General features: G+C 56.4%; 9 protein-coding genes and 3 pseudogenes. 4 read left to right on the forward strand and 8 right to left on the reverse strand.

Features of this window, described 5'->3' with window-relative positions:
• Positions 1 to 1,326: 1,326 nt before the first annotated feature.
• Entirely contained in the window at positions 1,327 to 1,566 is a 240-nt protein-coding gene (locus CIW50_RS28115) for a hypothetical protein (RefSeq protein WP_149534456.1), read from the reverse strand.
• Between the two features lie 258 nt (positions 1,567 to 1,824).
• On the opposite strand from CIW50_RS28115, the gene CIW50_RS28120 reads away from it, so the two are divergent.
• A complete protein-coding gene (locus CIW50_RS28120; RefSeq protein WP_149534457.1) occupies positions 1,825 to 2,004 on the forward strand; it encodes a hypothetical protein in 180 nt (59 codons plus the stop codon).
• 865 nt (positions 2,005 to 2,869) lie between these two features.
• On the opposite strand, the gene CIW50_RS29285 is transcribed toward CIW50_RS28120, so the two are convergent.
• Positions 2,870 to 3,040, reverse strand: coding sequence for a hypothetical protein (locus CIW50_RS29285; RefSeq protein ID WP_172980502.1), 171 nt, complete (start codon positions 3,038 to 3,040; stop codon positions 2,870 to 2,872).
• A gap of 250 nt (positions 3,041 to 3,290) precedes the next feature.
• Positions 3,291 to 3,479 (reverse strand): annotated as a pseudogene (locus CIW50_RS28130) (helix-turn-helix domain-containing protein); the annotation flags it as partial.
• A 3,504-nt stretch (positions 3,480 to 6,983) separates the two neighbouring features.
• Between CIW50_RS28130 and CIW50_RS28135 the strand changes: the two are divergent.
• Both CIW50_RS28135 and CIW50_RS28145 read left to right on the forward strand, forming a co-directional pair.
• Positions 6,984 to 7,187 (forward strand): hypothetical protein, encoded by a 204-nt coding sequence (locus CIW50_RS28135; RefSeq protein WP_149534460.1) that lies wholly within the window; start codon positions 6,984 to 6,986, stop codon positions 7,185 to 7,187.
• Positions 7,188 to 8,316: 1,129 nt separating this feature from the next.
• Positions 8,317 to 8,712 carry a hypothetical protein gene (locus CIW50_RS28145; RefSeq protein WP_149534461.1) on the forward strand — a complete coding sequence of 132 codons (396 nt, stop codon included), beginning with the start codon at positions 8,317 to 8,319 and terminating at the stop codon, positions 8,710 to 8,712.
• 318 nt (positions 8,713 to 9,030) lie between these two features.
• On the opposite strand, the gene CIW50_RS28150 is transcribed toward CIW50_RS28145, so the two are convergent.
• The 4 genes and pseudogenes from CIW50_RS28150 to CIW50_RS28165 form a co-directional block, all read right to left on the reverse strand.
• Complete coding sequence (locus tag CIW50_RS28150; RefSeq protein ID WP_149534462.1) at positions 9,031 to 9,231, reverse strand: hypothetical protein; 201 nt, start codon at positions 9,229 to 9,231, stop codon at positions 9,031 to 9,033.
• Positions 9,232 to 9,331: 100 nt separating this feature from the next.
• Entirely contained in the window at positions 9,332 to 9,844 is a 513-nt protein-coding gene (locus CIW50_RS28155) for a hypothetical protein (protein WP_149534463.1), read from the reverse strand.
• Between the two features lie 238 nt (positions 9,845 to 10,082).
• Positions 10,083 to 10,443, reverse strand: a pseudogene (locus tag CIW50_RS28160) (VOC family protein).
• An 861-nt stretch (positions 10,444 to 11,304) separates the two neighbouring features.
• Complete coding sequence (locus CIW50_RS28165) at positions 11,305 to 11,589, reverse strand: hypothetical protein (protein WP_149534464.1); 285 nt, start codon at positions 11,587 to 11,589, stop codon at positions 11,305 to 11,307.
• A 1,600-nt stretch (positions 11,590 to 13,189) separates the two neighbouring features.
• On the opposite strand from CIW50_RS28165, the pseudogene CIW50_RS29680 reads away from it, so the two are divergent.
• Positions 13,190 to 13,450: pseudogene (locus tag CIW50_RS29680) on the forward strand (transposase); the annotation flags it as partial.
• 1,203 nt (positions 13,451 to 14,653) lie between these two features.
• Here CIW50_RS29680 and CIW50_RS28170 read toward each other — a convergent pair.
• A partial coding sequence (locus tag CIW50_RS28170; protein WP_149534465.1) for an AAA family ATPase occupies positions 14,654 to 15,028 on the reverse strand: 375 nt, incomplete at its 5' end.

Genomic DNA, 15,028 nt, shown 5'->3' on the forward strand with positions numbered 1-15,028 from the left:
GCGCATCACTGCAGCACCTTCGGTTCGACCTTTAAGGCTGTGAGATACGCCGACGTAGCTGCCGCTGGCAATCCAAACGCACTTTGATTTCTGATCAGTGACGACTTCACACGGTACGCCCCAGACCAACACTGAAAAAGAAGCCACCCAAACCTCATCTTAAAGAACTGACCATGTCACGGGAGCGACTGCTTAGCCGTCACCTAAACAGGTGAGGCGGGATGACGCATTGGGATCCCCAACTGGAAGCTTTGGCGGTTTGCAAAAGACGTAACCCATTGATGTCGTTTGCCGTCAGATGCGGTTAGTTTGAAAAAATCTGAAATGATTTCAATGATGCCAGCCGGCTCTTAATCACCGGATCCTAGGTTCGAGCCCTAGTGTACCCACCAAAAAATCTCAACAAATCAATCTGTTAGAATTTCGGTGGTTATTCATTCCGACCGGGTTTCGATTTTCATCCTGACCCGTCACCTGCTTTTGTTCTTGGACAGGCTCTATTTGTTCATCGAAGCAACGGGCACTTCCAGAGTGTAAGTGAAACCTGATGGCGGGTAACCAAAGCTTCGCGGCGACTTATCGTTCCCAAGTCGCGAGAGCGACAAAGTGATCGATGTGCAGCAGTCCATATTTCTCCGTATGACGCGCGCACGATGTTCTATGATTGAGCGCTTAGTCCTCCAACGTATAACGTTCCGAGAGAAGAATGCTCGCCGATATCACGTTATTTCTGAAGTCGGGCTGGTCGTCGTGGCGAGCAGACATGGCACGCCAAGTGTCGTTCAAGGCGAGTATCTTGATTTGCTCGGACCTGTGGTCTCCGAACGGCATACCAAGCCATTCCGATACGAGCACTTGGAGCTCACGAGCTGTCTTTCCCTGTTTTGCCATCGCCCGCCGCATCCTTCCAGTTCTACCGCCTTGCGCGCGAGGTCTATCGATCATGAACGTTAAGCCAAAGTTCGACTGCCCGCATAGCTCTCAGCCACTCGCTAGAGCCTTGGAACGCGCTTCTCCCATGCTGATGTCCGGCAAGCTCTCGGATCGAGACCAGAGCGGCTCGCTCTGCCTGAGCCATCGGACCGGACGTGTCCAATGTCGGTTGCTCGGTGGCAAGACCGTTCAGCAGAATGCTGACTTCCTGATCCGTGCTGATCGCAGCGACTTTCAAAATCGATCTGCAGTGGCGCGCCTTAATAAGGCTCTGGCCGTCGCTCATTCAATTGAAGTCATTCGTCATGTTCACAATTCGATTTTGGTCATAGGGCCTTGCAACAAGCGAACGGCGATTTCGTTCCGAGGGACAATCGCGCAGTCCATCCAATGTCAATCGTCGGACAGCTCGTACTTCCGCCGAAGCTCAAGGGTGAGAGCTCCAACGATACGAGCGCACTTGAAATAGGCCAAGCTATCGGCTGTGCTCGTCACCGCGCTCCAGCCAGGGCCTTCGGAGGTCCTCACCTCTCGAATCTCGACGGATACTGTCGCCGGACATTCCGGATGCTCGTCCATGCGCTCGCGAAAAAGCGTCGCAAGCTCGGCTTTGCAAATCGGCTTCTTTCCCATCGGTTTCTGCCTTCTGGCAGAAAGCATAGCAGCAAAAGGACGCAGCCGGCGGAATTAGCATCGCGTGACCCGAACAGTCCCTTTTCAAACTGTAGCGCTCCCGCAGCAGCGCTTCTATGCTGGCACTCGCAAATTTTGGAAATTGCCGGCACTCCCTTGCATTCGACAGTGTTCTCCAATCCCCGGTGCCGGGAACCACTGCTATCCGGGCATTGCACATGTTGGCGCCAGCAAGCCTCTCATCTGTCAGATTTTCGGATGCGTGCCGAGAAGGACCATGACGATCCCAAGGAATTAGTCGGCCGCCATGAAGCCCAGTTCGACTATCTGCGCGAGGATTTGCCAATGGTCGATCGGTGCGGTCCGGATCGCGGCCCGTTCATCGAAGGGTGCTATACTGATCTGTCGCGAGCACGCCATCGCCATCGGCATCGATAGCATAACTAAGGTGGCCGTCCCGTAACGCCCTAGGCCTAGCGACGGCGTGAGAGGCCCGCAAATTTAATCGAATTAAATGGTTACTTGACCCGCGTGAATATAGTTTATATATTTAAAATATGTCTTTTGTGATAAACATTGCACTCTTGCGAAGGAGAGGTTGATGTCGAATCCAGTTGAACGAGAGACAGCCTCAATAGAGGACCGACGGAAATTTTTGGCTGCTTGCGGAAGATTCGCTGTGGTCACACCACCGGCGGTTACAATGTTGTTGTCTACCTCACTGACTTCTACGGCGATTGCAAAATCGGGAAGTGGCAACAATGGCTGGGGAAACGGCGGTGGTGATGGAAGCCCCAATGGTAAAGACGACCAAGGTCGATAGCAGTCCAGATATGCACGGGTCGTACGCGTCACCGTCAAGCAGCCCCTGATAAGCCGCAGGGCGACCGCACGACCCGGTCCTATTTGTCTCTGTATATTTGCCCGTCCCGGAGCTCCGCAGGGCGGGCTTTTTATTGTGAGTAGGGCCGCCGCTTTGCTGTCGGTCTGGCGGACACCAGACGTGTGGATTCAAGCTGGGCGATCTGTTGCCGGAGCTCTATTACGGCCTTCAGTTCGCATCCAAGTCTTCTCGTGGCCTCAAGAGCAGCGGCCAGCCGGGCAACGCAGACGCTCATCGATGCTCCCAGATCATTGCTCATCCTACGATCCTAAGTCTCCCGTAGCCCTTGCGCAGCCGTTCTTGCGGCGACGACCTCCCGTTCCAGCAGGACGGCCAGCGGATCGAGAGGCCCAGACTTGACGTAATCGTGGAGCACCCTGAGGGTCTTCCGTCGCTTTCTTATGATGTCGATTTCGCACATTACCGATCCCTCACCGGCTTGGGCCGGTTGCGGTACTTCGGGTCTTTGTCGACTGAGTGGTAGACCGGCGTTCCTTTCGGGAAGAGTGCTTGCAGCATGCCGAGGCGGGCAAACTCCATCGGGCCGGCGTGATCCGCGCTCGGATGAGGACGTGCATCGCGTTTTGCCATGGCGCACTGTCGTGGATCTGCTCGGCGATTTGGCGATGCAAGAGCCGGCATTCTGCAGGGTGGTCAGCTTTCCGCCGGTGGGCAGGGCTGTGGGCTCGGAAAATCTGGTCGACCAGGACACAACACAACTCCGCGGCTGAACGGCAGATTCAAGCGTCGAGAGTCCGATTCGTTCCTGTCCTTTACGAGCGGTAGCTGGCTCCGAAAATATGCCTTCAATCAGAGTTTCGAGTGCCTGATAGATTGCTTACAGCGTGCTGGCGCTGATCCGGTTAGCGGCGCGTTCGTACTTCTGAATCTGCTGGAAGGACACGCCAACGGCTTCTCCAATCTCGGCTTGGCTGAGCCGCTTCTCAATGCGAATCTCGCGGATGCGCTCCCGGATCAGGACGTCGATATCTCTTATGCTACGCGCAGGAGCTCGGGTCGATTTTGGCATTTTCTATCCTTGGCTTCGACGTAAGCAGCATCTTTTCTTCCACATGGACATGCTGTCGCATTCATGCATTACGATGATGCCGTCAGCGTCCCGGCCAAAGGTGTACTGCGAGGTCGTGGATGCAAGTGGTGTCCACATGCGGGAGTTCAGCCAGGCTGCCGTCGCGTTTTGCCCGGCATCTTGGGCATTCAATTTCGAGCCATGGGATGCCGCCGTTCAAGGCTCGGTCGACGGTCGGAGAGGGGGCGATCGGCGCGTCATCCGCCCGCATGCGTTCGTTTCAGCTTTCACTCGACGGCTTGTCGGCGTCCTGGGTCAGAGCGTCGCCCTTGGCACGCAGGTCGTCCGATTGCCGGGCCAGCATATCCGCGTTAACTACCAGTCATGATGGGCCTCCGCATCGCCCAAACGGGGCATTTTCGTTTTTCTGTGGCGTGGTACTTGCATCGCAAACTCGCGATAAAGCGAGAGCTGGGGTGGTAAATGAGTGTGAGTATTGAGCGGGCCGTCGCAGCCGCGGAGGCTGCTGAGTTGCTTTCTGCTAGCCTGAGAGATTTGGCGATACTTCGTGAACGCGTCGCGCTAGCCGAGTCGATCAGCCCCGCCGCGCGAGCATGCAGACGAGCTCGACATCCCAATCGATATGAACAGAAGCGCAGTCATTTGTATCCGCGAGCGGCGTGGCAGAGGTAGTAGCCGAAGCGGCACGAATGCGTCACTAGATTCTGCTGTAGCCTGCGTCTGTCAGTTCGTCTGATCGTCCACGACTTCGGCCAAGTCCATCTTAGGAGTTCGCTCAGTTGCTTTTCCGATCGGGGAAAGCTTCAGCGCCGCCGATATCGCGGAGGGTCCAGAGAAGCTCTATATCGTCTAACCAGTTTTTCACAACGACGTGCTTGCTAATCGCGTTTGCCCCAAGGGTAGCATCAACTCCTGGCGGCAATGTCGCAAGGATAAATTACGTCCGAACGTCGGTCGCATAGTGTAATCGCGTGTGTGTTACCGATGTGGGCGATAGTGAAGCCGCTAGCGGCGGGTAACCCAATTGGGTGATGCTTCTTCGGTGGCAAAGGAGCCAGCACGCTTCATTAAGTTTTGGGGTAGAGGCTAGCCTCAAGCGGCCCTCGTATTCGCCCCGCGACTGAAGACCCGCCGGATTCGTCCCCGGCGGGTCTTTTCTGTCCATAGTGCATCCTGTTCAGCGATGAGGTGCGTGCGATCGGATCTCAAACAACCAGATTAAGAGCCCTGCGCAAATTCCAAGCATGAGCACGCTCGCGCCTAGCGACGCCAAGTCGAAAGGCGGCCAGCCTTCAGGCACGGCACTGATGATTTGCGCTATGGACAAGTTCACCTCCCTTAGAGCTCTCGGCTATTATAGCAGTGAACAATGTCCAGCGGATCTTAACGGTCTATTGCGATAGAAGAATACCAAGAAGGTATCGGACGGCGCCTCGGACAGTTCGTGACGGCGCGTTCCCCGCCTTTGGGGCGGACGCCACCGGGACTATCGATTGGTCACCCTCGGAGGGCGAACACGCCGAGCGCCGCTAGCCGGCCTTTGAGCGGCCAAAAGACGAGTCCAATTCAGGAGTTTGGCTGGGACGGGCGCGTGATCGGCCTGCGGATTGCCGTCATTGATAAATGAGCGGTTTGCAGCTCCTAACGTTCCCGTCACACCATTTGAGCGGATAACGAGATGCCGAAGCCTATTCTGGCACCGGCGCATGCTCTTAACGATCCGACAGGGAACGCTTTGCCGACTGCTTCCATCACCGTTACATATTTAGCACGCTAGATGCATTTATCCTGCTTGCAGAAAGCTCGATGCGCATTCGAGCACTTACGCATTCGAGCAGTATGATAGGCATTCCTCAACCCGCAAGCGGGATGGGGCAGCATATGCAGATGCAAATCGACAAGCTTAAGTCAGCGCTCGAAACGGCAGAACGACTTTCGGCCGAACTGGAGCAGTTAGTAGAGCTGCGAGACCATCTCAGATTGGTAGAAGCTATGGAAGTGGCCCGACGCAATGGATACGGATCGCGTAAATGTGCGCCATTCGCGTATTGAATTGTGTCGCTGGCCGCCAATAATTCGGTCATTCGTTTGCTTCACGCAAACGCGAATAATGACCCACCGCATGACGTCGCGGTGGAGATCGAGTGCTCTGAAGTGCATAGATAATTTCTCTAGCCCTTTTCAGAAGTTTTTCGCGCTCATCCCCCGCTTCAGGGTACGGCAGCAGATTACTGCCCTCGGTCTGAAGCCACAGAACCTTTGCGACAGCTTCGACTTCCGTTCGGTTCATGCATGCCCCCCCTCGGTTCATGCTAGGTTTACGCCCGGCCCGCTCGCAGAAGCTCTGATTCCTGCCAAACGATCAACTACGATCTCTGTGCCATCTGCCCGCTTGTCGATTGAGGTACGCAGGTAGCGTGGTCTCGTGACTTACTTCGTCATTCAAGCCTCGCTCAAAGCCCATCCACGATTTCTTCGAAGCACTGGATTATCACGTCAACACGCGAGACGTCGCTCTTTTGGTCAGGAACGCGTGGGTGCGGCGCGAATGGCGGCGAGCGTTTCATCACAAGCGCTTTTTATGCTCGGCGCTATCTTTGCGCCTGAAGCCGACTAGGCAGTCCAGATCGTTCGCTCCCAAGTTTCGAGCCGCGACCCAAACATCGACCTCGCGGACAGGATCGCCTGACTTCCGAGCCACGTTCGTGTCTGCATTAGACTGCTCCTCGCTATTGGTTGCGATAGGTGACCCGGCCGCGCTGAACGGCCTCGATCTTGTCTTCCGCATCGCGGCTGACGTGATAGTGCAGACCGAGGAGCGACGACACCCGATCGGCGTCGGTTTAGTCTGTCCGCGCCATCGGTAAAGCCGCCGTGCTTGGACGACGTGAAGGGCAACTCGTCACGTAGGCCGGCGTGTAACATGATCTCTTTGACATCCCGCATATTGCGAAGATCGCCCTTATCCATGATCCACGGTTTTTGACACAGCGTGGCTGCTTCGGGCACGCTCCCGCTCAGGCCAGCACGCGAACGGATGAGGACGCCGCTGCGTCACTCATTCTCAGCGGATCGTGCTGCAGCTGGTTTGAGTAACTAACAAAGCGCTTGCTTTGGGGAAGATCATCGATATGGCGCGGATAGTCTAGATTTCTCTGAAACAGCAATCCGCCCGGCGCTCGCCGAGGCGGGTTTCGCATTTGTTGGCCGTTCGTCTTTCATCAGGCAATGAAGGTTCACGCATTCTATGCGTCAAGGGATTGTCGTGGTCAGGGTAGATGACCTACGCCTTGATGCGCTCGAACGTCAGTTTCTTGTGAACGTCGGCGCCAAGCTCTTCAGATTGAAGGTAAGCGGAGGCCGCGGATAGTAAGTCTCTACCGCTGCTCACCGTTTTCGTCACCAACACGCCGTAATCCTATCGTGAGAACGCGCGATTTGGTCCGTACGCGATTGCCGTGTATCGGCTCGTTAGGAAGAATAATGATAAAGAACGTTGTTGTGCCATTGGATACCGAGTATCTCGAAGAAGCTGCCAAGGTTCGCGGCATATCGCGGACGCGGCTTGTAAAAGTAGTGATGGACAAGGTAATCGCCGATCGGTTGGTGCCGGTTGTCTTAGATGACGGCGATCAAAAGATGTCCGTACCGAAGCCGGTGAGGTATCGGCGCTACGCGAAGAAGTAATCGCTGGCTATGCTGTAGCTCTTGGTGATGTAGAGATGCAAGGCAGTGAGCCGGCAGATACGAACGTCATCCGTGCGGCATTCACGCCCCAGGTCGTGGTTGGGGCAAGGCTAGGCTCAAGGCCATCGTCACCCATCTTCCGCACAAAGGCGCCTGCGACCTGTCCATGATATGTGCTGAACTGTATCTTGTGATCGTACTTAACTGGATGGATATAGTCGATTCAAAAGACTGCAGAACGCCTTGGCGCGCTCTTCGCTCGTAGAGCGGAGCAGATGTGTTCCGACTTCGGCGAAATTGTCCTCGATCCGATCCCAAACTATCCAGTTGTTATTCGGGTCGGGAAACACTTCGAACCGTTGATCAACCTCGTCCATTCGCGCCTCTTATAACCGGGTGCTTGCGGACTTGATCGTCAAGAAAAAGGGCGGCACTTTGGCCGCGAGCGCAGTTGCCCACAACCTTGGGATCCATGCGGCGCTAAGCTTGGTCTATCCGTCTCTGCGACGATCGCAACGAACCGACTTTGTCAGTCAGGTGAAGAGTTCTCTGTCTACCGTCGGAACTTGGCGTCTGCTGCACGGTTGGAGAAGAGGCCCGCATCCTCACAAGGAGTTTTCCATGCAGGCCTTTCCTAAGGGAGAGACAGATGAAACTAACAAGGAAAATTGTGCTCATTTGTGCAGCCGCACTTGGGCTCGGTAACGCGACGACTTACGCTGGCCCCTGTAACACTGACAAAACGACGGCAATGCGTGACGCAGGTTCCGGCCCAACACAAGGCAATACAGGCTCGACTGTCGGTGCAAATTCCAAGACTGACCAGCACCCGCCGACGAGCGCCATGAACCAGCAGTCCGGGGGTACGCCTGCCTCGTCAGAAGATGCGCAGAAGCAGATGCAGGGGAAGCCAACTGCAGCAGAACAGGCCGAAGGGGCGAAGGCTCAAGGCAACGACTGCTGATCTTTAACTAGGCGGATTTCAGCAAGCGGAACATCATCGCTCAGGGTGGCGAGCACGTTCGACAGCGGTGATCCGCTCCTTCTTATTCTTGCTTGCGGTGTTCCGCGAGAGGAAGAGCGCACTTAACTGCACGATGGCTGTGTCGAGCCGCATATTGCCGTACGCGTGGCATGGTTCGATCGCGTGGGGTGTCTTTCAGCAAATGTGGCCCACATTTCGAGCGTGGTCTCGGTCTTCTTGTTTGGGCATAGTCAGGCCTTCTTATTTCGGTTCGGCTTTGGGGGTGGCGGCTGGGGTGTCGATCAAAATATCATGTCATCGATGATATGCCGCTCTGACGTCTCGATGCAGTCCGCAGTAAAGACCAGCGGATCGCGCCAATACCGGCCCATGCGCGCCATCACCGGCACGAGTGACGCACTGTCCTCGAACGACAATCCCTTTATCGAAATGGCGCACGAGATCGTGCGGCGCTATCTGGACCTGAATGGGAACGTGGGCTGGTACAACCACGATGGCATCCCATGCTGCAGGTCGGTGCATCGGCTGTTTTCAGAGTAAACGGCATCAAGCTGGCCGGCGCGCCGCTCTCAGCGGTTGCTTGGGCGACCTGGGCCCACGCCTCAAAGTCCAGACGCCCGGCGCCGTGATGGTCCAGAGCCGACCGTGGCGACCGTGTCACGCCTATCTGTCCGAGGACGCGAAATATTACTACTGCCGCGGCGGCGATCAGTCCGACAGCGTCAACGTGACCAATATCCCCAAGTCGAGGGTCACCAAGGCTATTCGCTGGCCCGTGCGCGTTCCGCTGCCGACGGCTGACCGGAAGATGGGCGCAACCGGGCGGGCGGTGAAGGAGCCGCCGGCTCCGAAGCCTAATTACGCGACGATCACTTCGGCCGATGGGCATTCAGGCAAAATGAGCGGGGATGCGGACGCAGCAAGAGCATCCAATTTTGACTGCTCTTCATCAAGCCGCCTTTCGATAAACCCGCGCTCAAGATCCGTCAGTTCTGTTGTGAGCAGCCGACGGTACCTGTGAATATTGCTCCGGTAGCAACGCAGAAGTGCGTCAATCATCATCGTCACCCTAGATGGTCGCTTGCCAACCTACGAAGTGAAGCGGACTTCGAGATCGAAAGTTAGTTCGGCCTCTCTAGGCGAGTCCAGAATAATCTTCTCAACTGCCGCGGGACGGTATCGCGCACAACGTCAGAATCAAAGGTGAACTATGAAGCGCTTTGTTTTGGCGCCCCTTGCGGCTGACCTCTTTGTCGCGGCCGTTCCGGTGCTGGTATTCGCTGCCGACGGTGCGGCCCCGGAAGCCGTGGCTCAGTCCGTCCCCGAAACCACCAAGGTGACGTGGGCGTGGGGGGGCGACTGTGTCGCAGGCCGTGTAGGCGATCGCCTCGCTGCTGGCCTCTGTCGCCATGGTGATGCTCTGGAAGCTGCGGTCTGCTTTCATGCCCGCCATTTTAGCCGATGGCGCGGAGGTGTCACGAACTAGCAAATCGCTAGGTGTTAAGGTTACAATTTTAGCATCCCAGACAAGATGCGTGGTCTCGCGCAGTCGCGGGGTTGCATGACACCGCTGATAAAGAGAAGTACATGGTAGATCCACCTCGCAACTCGCGATAACGGCGAGATTGAGGTGCCGGATGCGTGACAGCAATAAGATAGCTATCGCCGCCATGGAAGCGTTCGAAAAGACGTCTGCCGAAATGCGAGACCTAATTGAGATTCGAGAACGCATAAAGTTAGTGGAAGAGGAGTTGGACGCCGCTCGCGGTCGAGGACCTGCGAAGAGGAAAAAGGAGATCAGACCTTAGGAGGGAGCCTTAGCATCATTACACCTTCTAGCGGATCGCGGGATGGCGTCATCCTCGCCCGCGGGCACGGTACCTAGGGCCAGACTCAGTTGAGTGTCACAACTACGGCGAATGCAAATGTGTGAGGATATTAATGAGACGGCCGAACGGGTCGCGAACGTAGAAGCGCCTAACGCCCAGGGTTCTTTTTGCGGTCCCTATTCGATGGCCATTCCCGCTGCCTCAACGCGCTTTAGCACGTGGTCAAAGTCATCGACCTCAACCGAAGATCGGGAATAGCAGTGCCAGAACCTCCCCCGCTTGCGATGCTGACCTGTGGTCTGGACAGAACTTCTGGCGCGGCAAAGGTGACAATCCAGCCATGGTCCATGACAGGTTCGAGGCCCAGGATCTCGCCATAGAAAGCGCGCGCGACTTCAGGTTGCAGGGATGCGATGTTGGCGATAAAACGTTTAACGCCCATTATTCTCTCCGCTGGTCCATAACATGCATTATCCGTTTACGGCCAGAAGGCGGCGATGGCAGCGAACTTGTCGTAGTGGGTCTCGCGTTCTCTTAGGCTCGCCAGATCATCACGGCGCCAACGCTACTGATGATGGCGCTCGCGCTGTGTATGAACGTCAACAATGCCCAAACGGCGATTCGAATTCGTGGGCTTAGCTTCTCGTCACTTGTTCATCAATTGGGCGTGCCCCTAGGAGGTCTTTCGCGATTTTTGCGATGGACAAAACCGCAAGATCGGTCGACCACGTTATGGCCAATCCGGCATCTTGGTAGCGAGTTCAACGAAGCTCTCGCCTAAAGGATCGCTGAAAACGAACGAGTCGTGTGGCTCCTGTAGGAACTAGTCTGGGATCGCTCGGAGGATTTGCCTCCAACTGTAGCGGAGGCTCAGCGCTACTGATGCAGCCGCGTTTCAAGCACCCCGCCGCCTCGATCCAGCGCGCTTATGCGTGCGATGACGTATCCGCTTTCGCGCCATCGGTGGCTGTGCTTCGAACCGCACGACGCGTCCTCGCAGAGCGATCAGTTCGCGCATTGTCACTGCAAGACTCTCCACTGCTTCTAACGCGTCTAAGAACTGCTTTTCCCGCATGTTCACCCGCCAATCCACCCTCGCTTCATGCGAGTTGTCGATCAGCCTACACGTGAACAGGGGCGTCAGAAGATGGAACCCGGTCTGCGGTCGAAAGATTTGGCGAAGATGCTGAAGTTGTAACCTTAATACCGCGCAGCCAGGTTAACCGGCGCGATGCGGGCAGAACGAGCGCCCCAAAAAAATTCCCCGCATGACGCAGGCACGATCTGCGCCGAGGGCTGAAGTCTAACCATTGTGAATGTTCAGCCAAAGCTCGATGGCCCGCATAGCGCGCAGCCACTCGGTGGAACTTTGGGACGCGGTTCTTCCATGTTGATATTTGCCAAGCTCTCGGATGGTGGCCAAAGCGGCTCGTTCTGCCCGGGCCATGGGAGCAGACGCGTCTGACGTCGGTTGCTCGGTGGCCAGACCGTCCAGCAGTCCCCGCGCTTCCTGCTCGGTGCTGATCGCAGCAACTTTCAGAATCGATCTGCAGTAACGGGCTTTGATAAGGCTTTCGTCGTCGCCCATTTAAATGAAGCCGTTCATTATGTTCAAGATATAGCTTCGGTCATTGTGAGCTCAGAACCTGCCGCGAGCGGGTTAGTTCCGAGCAGCATTGGCCGGTCGCTCCGAGCAGATCTACGAGTCGTTCGGAGCAGCAGATTGAAATACGTGCGGTTGCTCCAGCTCGTCTGGCATCGCCCATCCCTCAGCCATCAAGGCGACATGCAGTGCGGTTCGAACTTCAGGCGGATCAATTCGTCCGGCAGTCGCGTCATTCAAAACGGCGATCAGCTTAACCCATCGCGGCGTGGTCTTGGCTTCGCTGTTGACGTAACGCTGGACCCATCTAATTGCCGCTAGGAGAGAAAAGATGGTGCGGTCCTTCGCCGGGGGTTGCCCGGGTGCGCCAGGCATCAATCGAATGGGCTCAAATATCATTTACGCACAAACCCGCTGCTGAAATCGGGTTATCGTGCCACAGGGGCGCCATTACGCAATGGGTGCCGGTATGAATCCGAGGCAAATGCGACCCGATCTCGGCACTGGATCATCAGCGGTTTGCGCTCGGCACCGAAGTCGCTGCCACGTGAGGGCCGCAAGCGGCCTTCGCGTCTACGCGGTAGACCCGAGCGCGGCCTTCGAAGGCGGTTGCCTCCGGCCGGCCCGCCGCATCGCCGGCCGCCCAATCTGCGCCATCAGCGTCGGCGGCGGGTTGGCCGAGCGCGGCATTGAGGGCACCGGGAGCGCGATGGCGCATTCCTATGATCGCTGGGGCAGGGTGGCGCAGCCAGTTCCAGGAGCCGTGGCACTGACTGGCGAGGGGGAGGCTAGGGCGGGCTTTTCCGTTTCAGAGCCAATGTCTGAGAGTGAGAACTCCGCATAACATCAGGAAAACGACGGTACCAAACAGAATTTGCTTCTGATCTGTATCCATATCGAGGCCCTCCGGCCCCGCGGAAGTTACGACCGATTGCAAATTCCGACAATGGCTCTCGCAGGTATCATTTGACTGGTCTGGTCACTCTGCGGCGGTTCAGCCGATCGAGGGCGTGGCAGGGATTGCGCCGCTCGTCATTCTCCGAAGCCTTGGCGCGTCGTAGGCGTAGACCACTTCTCTGGTTCGCCCCATCTACTCATCGCGCGCATGTCCAGTGTCCGGGAACGGCACAAAGATATCTCTCGATGATGGAGCCATAACACTTCTACCTTCTTGCTGGTTGATCGGCGTTTCCTGCTCATGACGCATGTACGACGACGCAAGAATTCCTCAGGTTCCCGCTACGTGAGAACTAAGGATTCTAAGTTCCGTTAGCTCTCGAAAAAATGACCGAACTCTGTGTTTGAACACGGTTTTAAAGTTTTCAACCTCGCAACTTTTTGCCAGAATTGAGGCGATTTTGGAGGACGTATTTTTTAAGGAGGGGTCATGAGTATCTCCGTTGATCGCGCGGCCGAGGCTGCTCGGGTTGCAGTGAAGATGTTGTCCGACCTCGAAGAAATTTTGGAGCTCCATGCCAACTTAGCTGCCCATCAAGCGCGAACGAAAGAACGGAGTGACACGAAAAGCCGGGCTGGATCAGAAGGCCGGGGGCTCCTTCATAGGCTCTAAGATGAATTCGCAGTTATTCTTCACGTGCTGAGAACTGGCTGTCGCTGGCTGATGTGCCGCCGGCCTATGGTCCGCCAACCACGATCTACAATCGCTATCGCCGGTTTCGCAGCGCCGCATTTGGCAACGGATCTTCGAGAGGATGGCGGCGGCGGGATTTGTGCCGGGCGAGCTGTCCATCGACAGCACTCACGTGAGAGCGCACTGTTCGACCCAAAGCTCAGAAGGGAGGCTTGGGCGCAACCGGTCGGCACGTCGCGCGGTAGAATGACCGCGGCAGATTGATCGCCTTCACGCTGACGCCAAACTCTTTCGAACATGCAGCATGGGGCTGTTTGACCGGTAATGCCGAAAGAGCGCCAGCGATCAATGTGAGCGCGAACGCGAATAATCCAGTGGCCCAGAGGCCTGGAATAGACTCGCTGTCAGTTGTCGAATGGGAACGCGTAAAGGGAAACACCGGACGAGTATATCAAGTCGGGAGCCGCCCATGATGGCAGAGGCAGATCGTTCAGGAAGACGCATGCTGGGGCGATTGCTACAAGTGCCATCGTCTCGATCTGCCCACAAAAAAGTTGAATCACAGAGATGAGATCGAAGGATGTGGTAGAAGCAGTCTTGTTGCTGCAGCCTTCTACTAGTGCGACGCCCGGGCCACTGGCGAAAAAGGATCGCGCAAGTCAGGCGTCGGTGACTGAGCCAGATGGGCGATAGGTCCTGCCAAGTCGCTTGCGCACCGTAGCTGATATTCGCATGACAGAGACGCAGACGGCACCGCTCGGTGCGGTTTTCGCCCTCGGCCCGCGGGGACTTCCACAAAACACGATCCTTTCTTTGAACTCCGGATGAAGGCAATCCTCGATAGGCGCAATTTGGCAGGGGGCATGTGATCCAGTTCACTTACAATACAGAGTTTGCGCGGGAAGGTGTGTGGGCCGCTCAAATGGAATGTAAAGTGGGGTGCCATGAAGATCGACGTAGGCCAGCTAGCTATCATGGCAACGACCGCCGAAAGGCTCGCAACGGAGCTAAGGGATTTGATTGCGCTTAGGGAGCGCTTAGGAAGCGAGCCTCAAGAGAAGTCCCCGCGACCCCCAGTACATTATGCCCCTTCGCTTCAAAGAACTCGCGAGAATTAATACCGGCGCCGTCATCACGTCACCCATGGATCCGCCTTTCTAAGGTGGGTACGGAAAAGCGCCTTATGAAATGCTCCGTGGAACGACTATAATCGACCAGCGGATGACGCATAAGTGCCCCGTCATTACAATCGACAATATCGCGGATCGGAGCCGTTTGCTGCCATCGGACCGTATCTTTAGCTTTGCGTAGGTCTGATCAGCCGCGCCCGGCGTGATGCTGGTCAGCGGCAGACTGCCCAAAGCGACGGCCGTCCTTGAGTTCATCTTTGGCCACGCGGACTCCGTTGCGTTGTCGCTGGCAAGTCCAGAAATCTTGATGACGCTTGATATACGTCGATCAGCCAATCAAATGTGCCACATACCGCCTGATCATGACGCCGAAGAGCTCGCGTATGAACGTGCTGACGGGATAGTAGCTGGAGTTGGCATGTTGAGAAGCGCAGGTCGTTTGCAGGACGAGCCACTCTTCTGGAACGCTGGCGATGAACTCATGGACCAGACGCGATTTGCCGATTCCGGCAGGGCCGACAATGGTCTCTGCGCGACCGTGCCCCGCAGCTGCGCTATCCAGCAGTTTCTTGAGGAAATCTAATTCTGTCCGACGTCCGATCAGCGGACTGAGGCCACCGGATGAGCGGGCCTGCCAGCGCGTGCGTGGCCGCATCGACACCAGTTCATAGGTCTCGACCGGTTCGGCGACCCCTTTGGCTTT

This window comes from Tardiphaga sp. P9-11 (assembly GCF_008329525.1).
Taxonomy (GTDB): Bacteria; Pseudomonadota; Alphaproteobacteria; order Rhizobiales; family Xanthobacteraceae; genus Tardiphaga.

What these genes read in the sequence shown, in the direction of transcription:
- CIW50_RS28115 (WP_149534456.1), bottom strand. Translation starts at nt 1,566, where the DNA reads ATGGGAAAGAAGCCGATTTGCAAAGCCGAGCTTGCGACGCTTTTTCGC.
- CIW50_RS28120 (WP_149534457.1), top strand. Translation starts at nt 1,825, where the DNA reads ATGCGTGCCGAGAAGGACCATGACGATCCCAAGGAATTAGTCGGCCGC.
- CIW50_RS29285 (WP_172980502.1), bottom strand. Translation starts at nt 3,040, where the DNA reads ATGGCAAAACGCGATGCACGTCCTCATCCGAGCGCGGATCACGCCGGC.
- CIW50_RS28135 (WP_149534460.1), top strand. Translation starts at nt 6,984, where the DNA reads ATGATAAAGAACGTTGTTGTGCCATTGGATACCGAGTATCTCGAAGAA.
- CIW50_RS28150 (WP_149534462.1), bottom strand. Translation starts at nt 9,231, where the DNA reads ATGATTGACGCACTTCTGCGTTGCTACCGGAGCAATATTCACAGGTAC.
- CIW50_RS28155 (WP_149534463.1), bottom strand. Translation starts at nt 9,844, where the DNA reads ATGGCGGCGATAGCTATCTTATTGCTGTCACGCATCCGGCACCTCAAT.
- CIW50_RS28165 (WP_149534464.1), bottom strand. Translation starts at nt 11,589, where the DNA reads ATGGGCGACGACGAAAGCCTTATCAAAGCCCGTTACTGCAGATCGATT.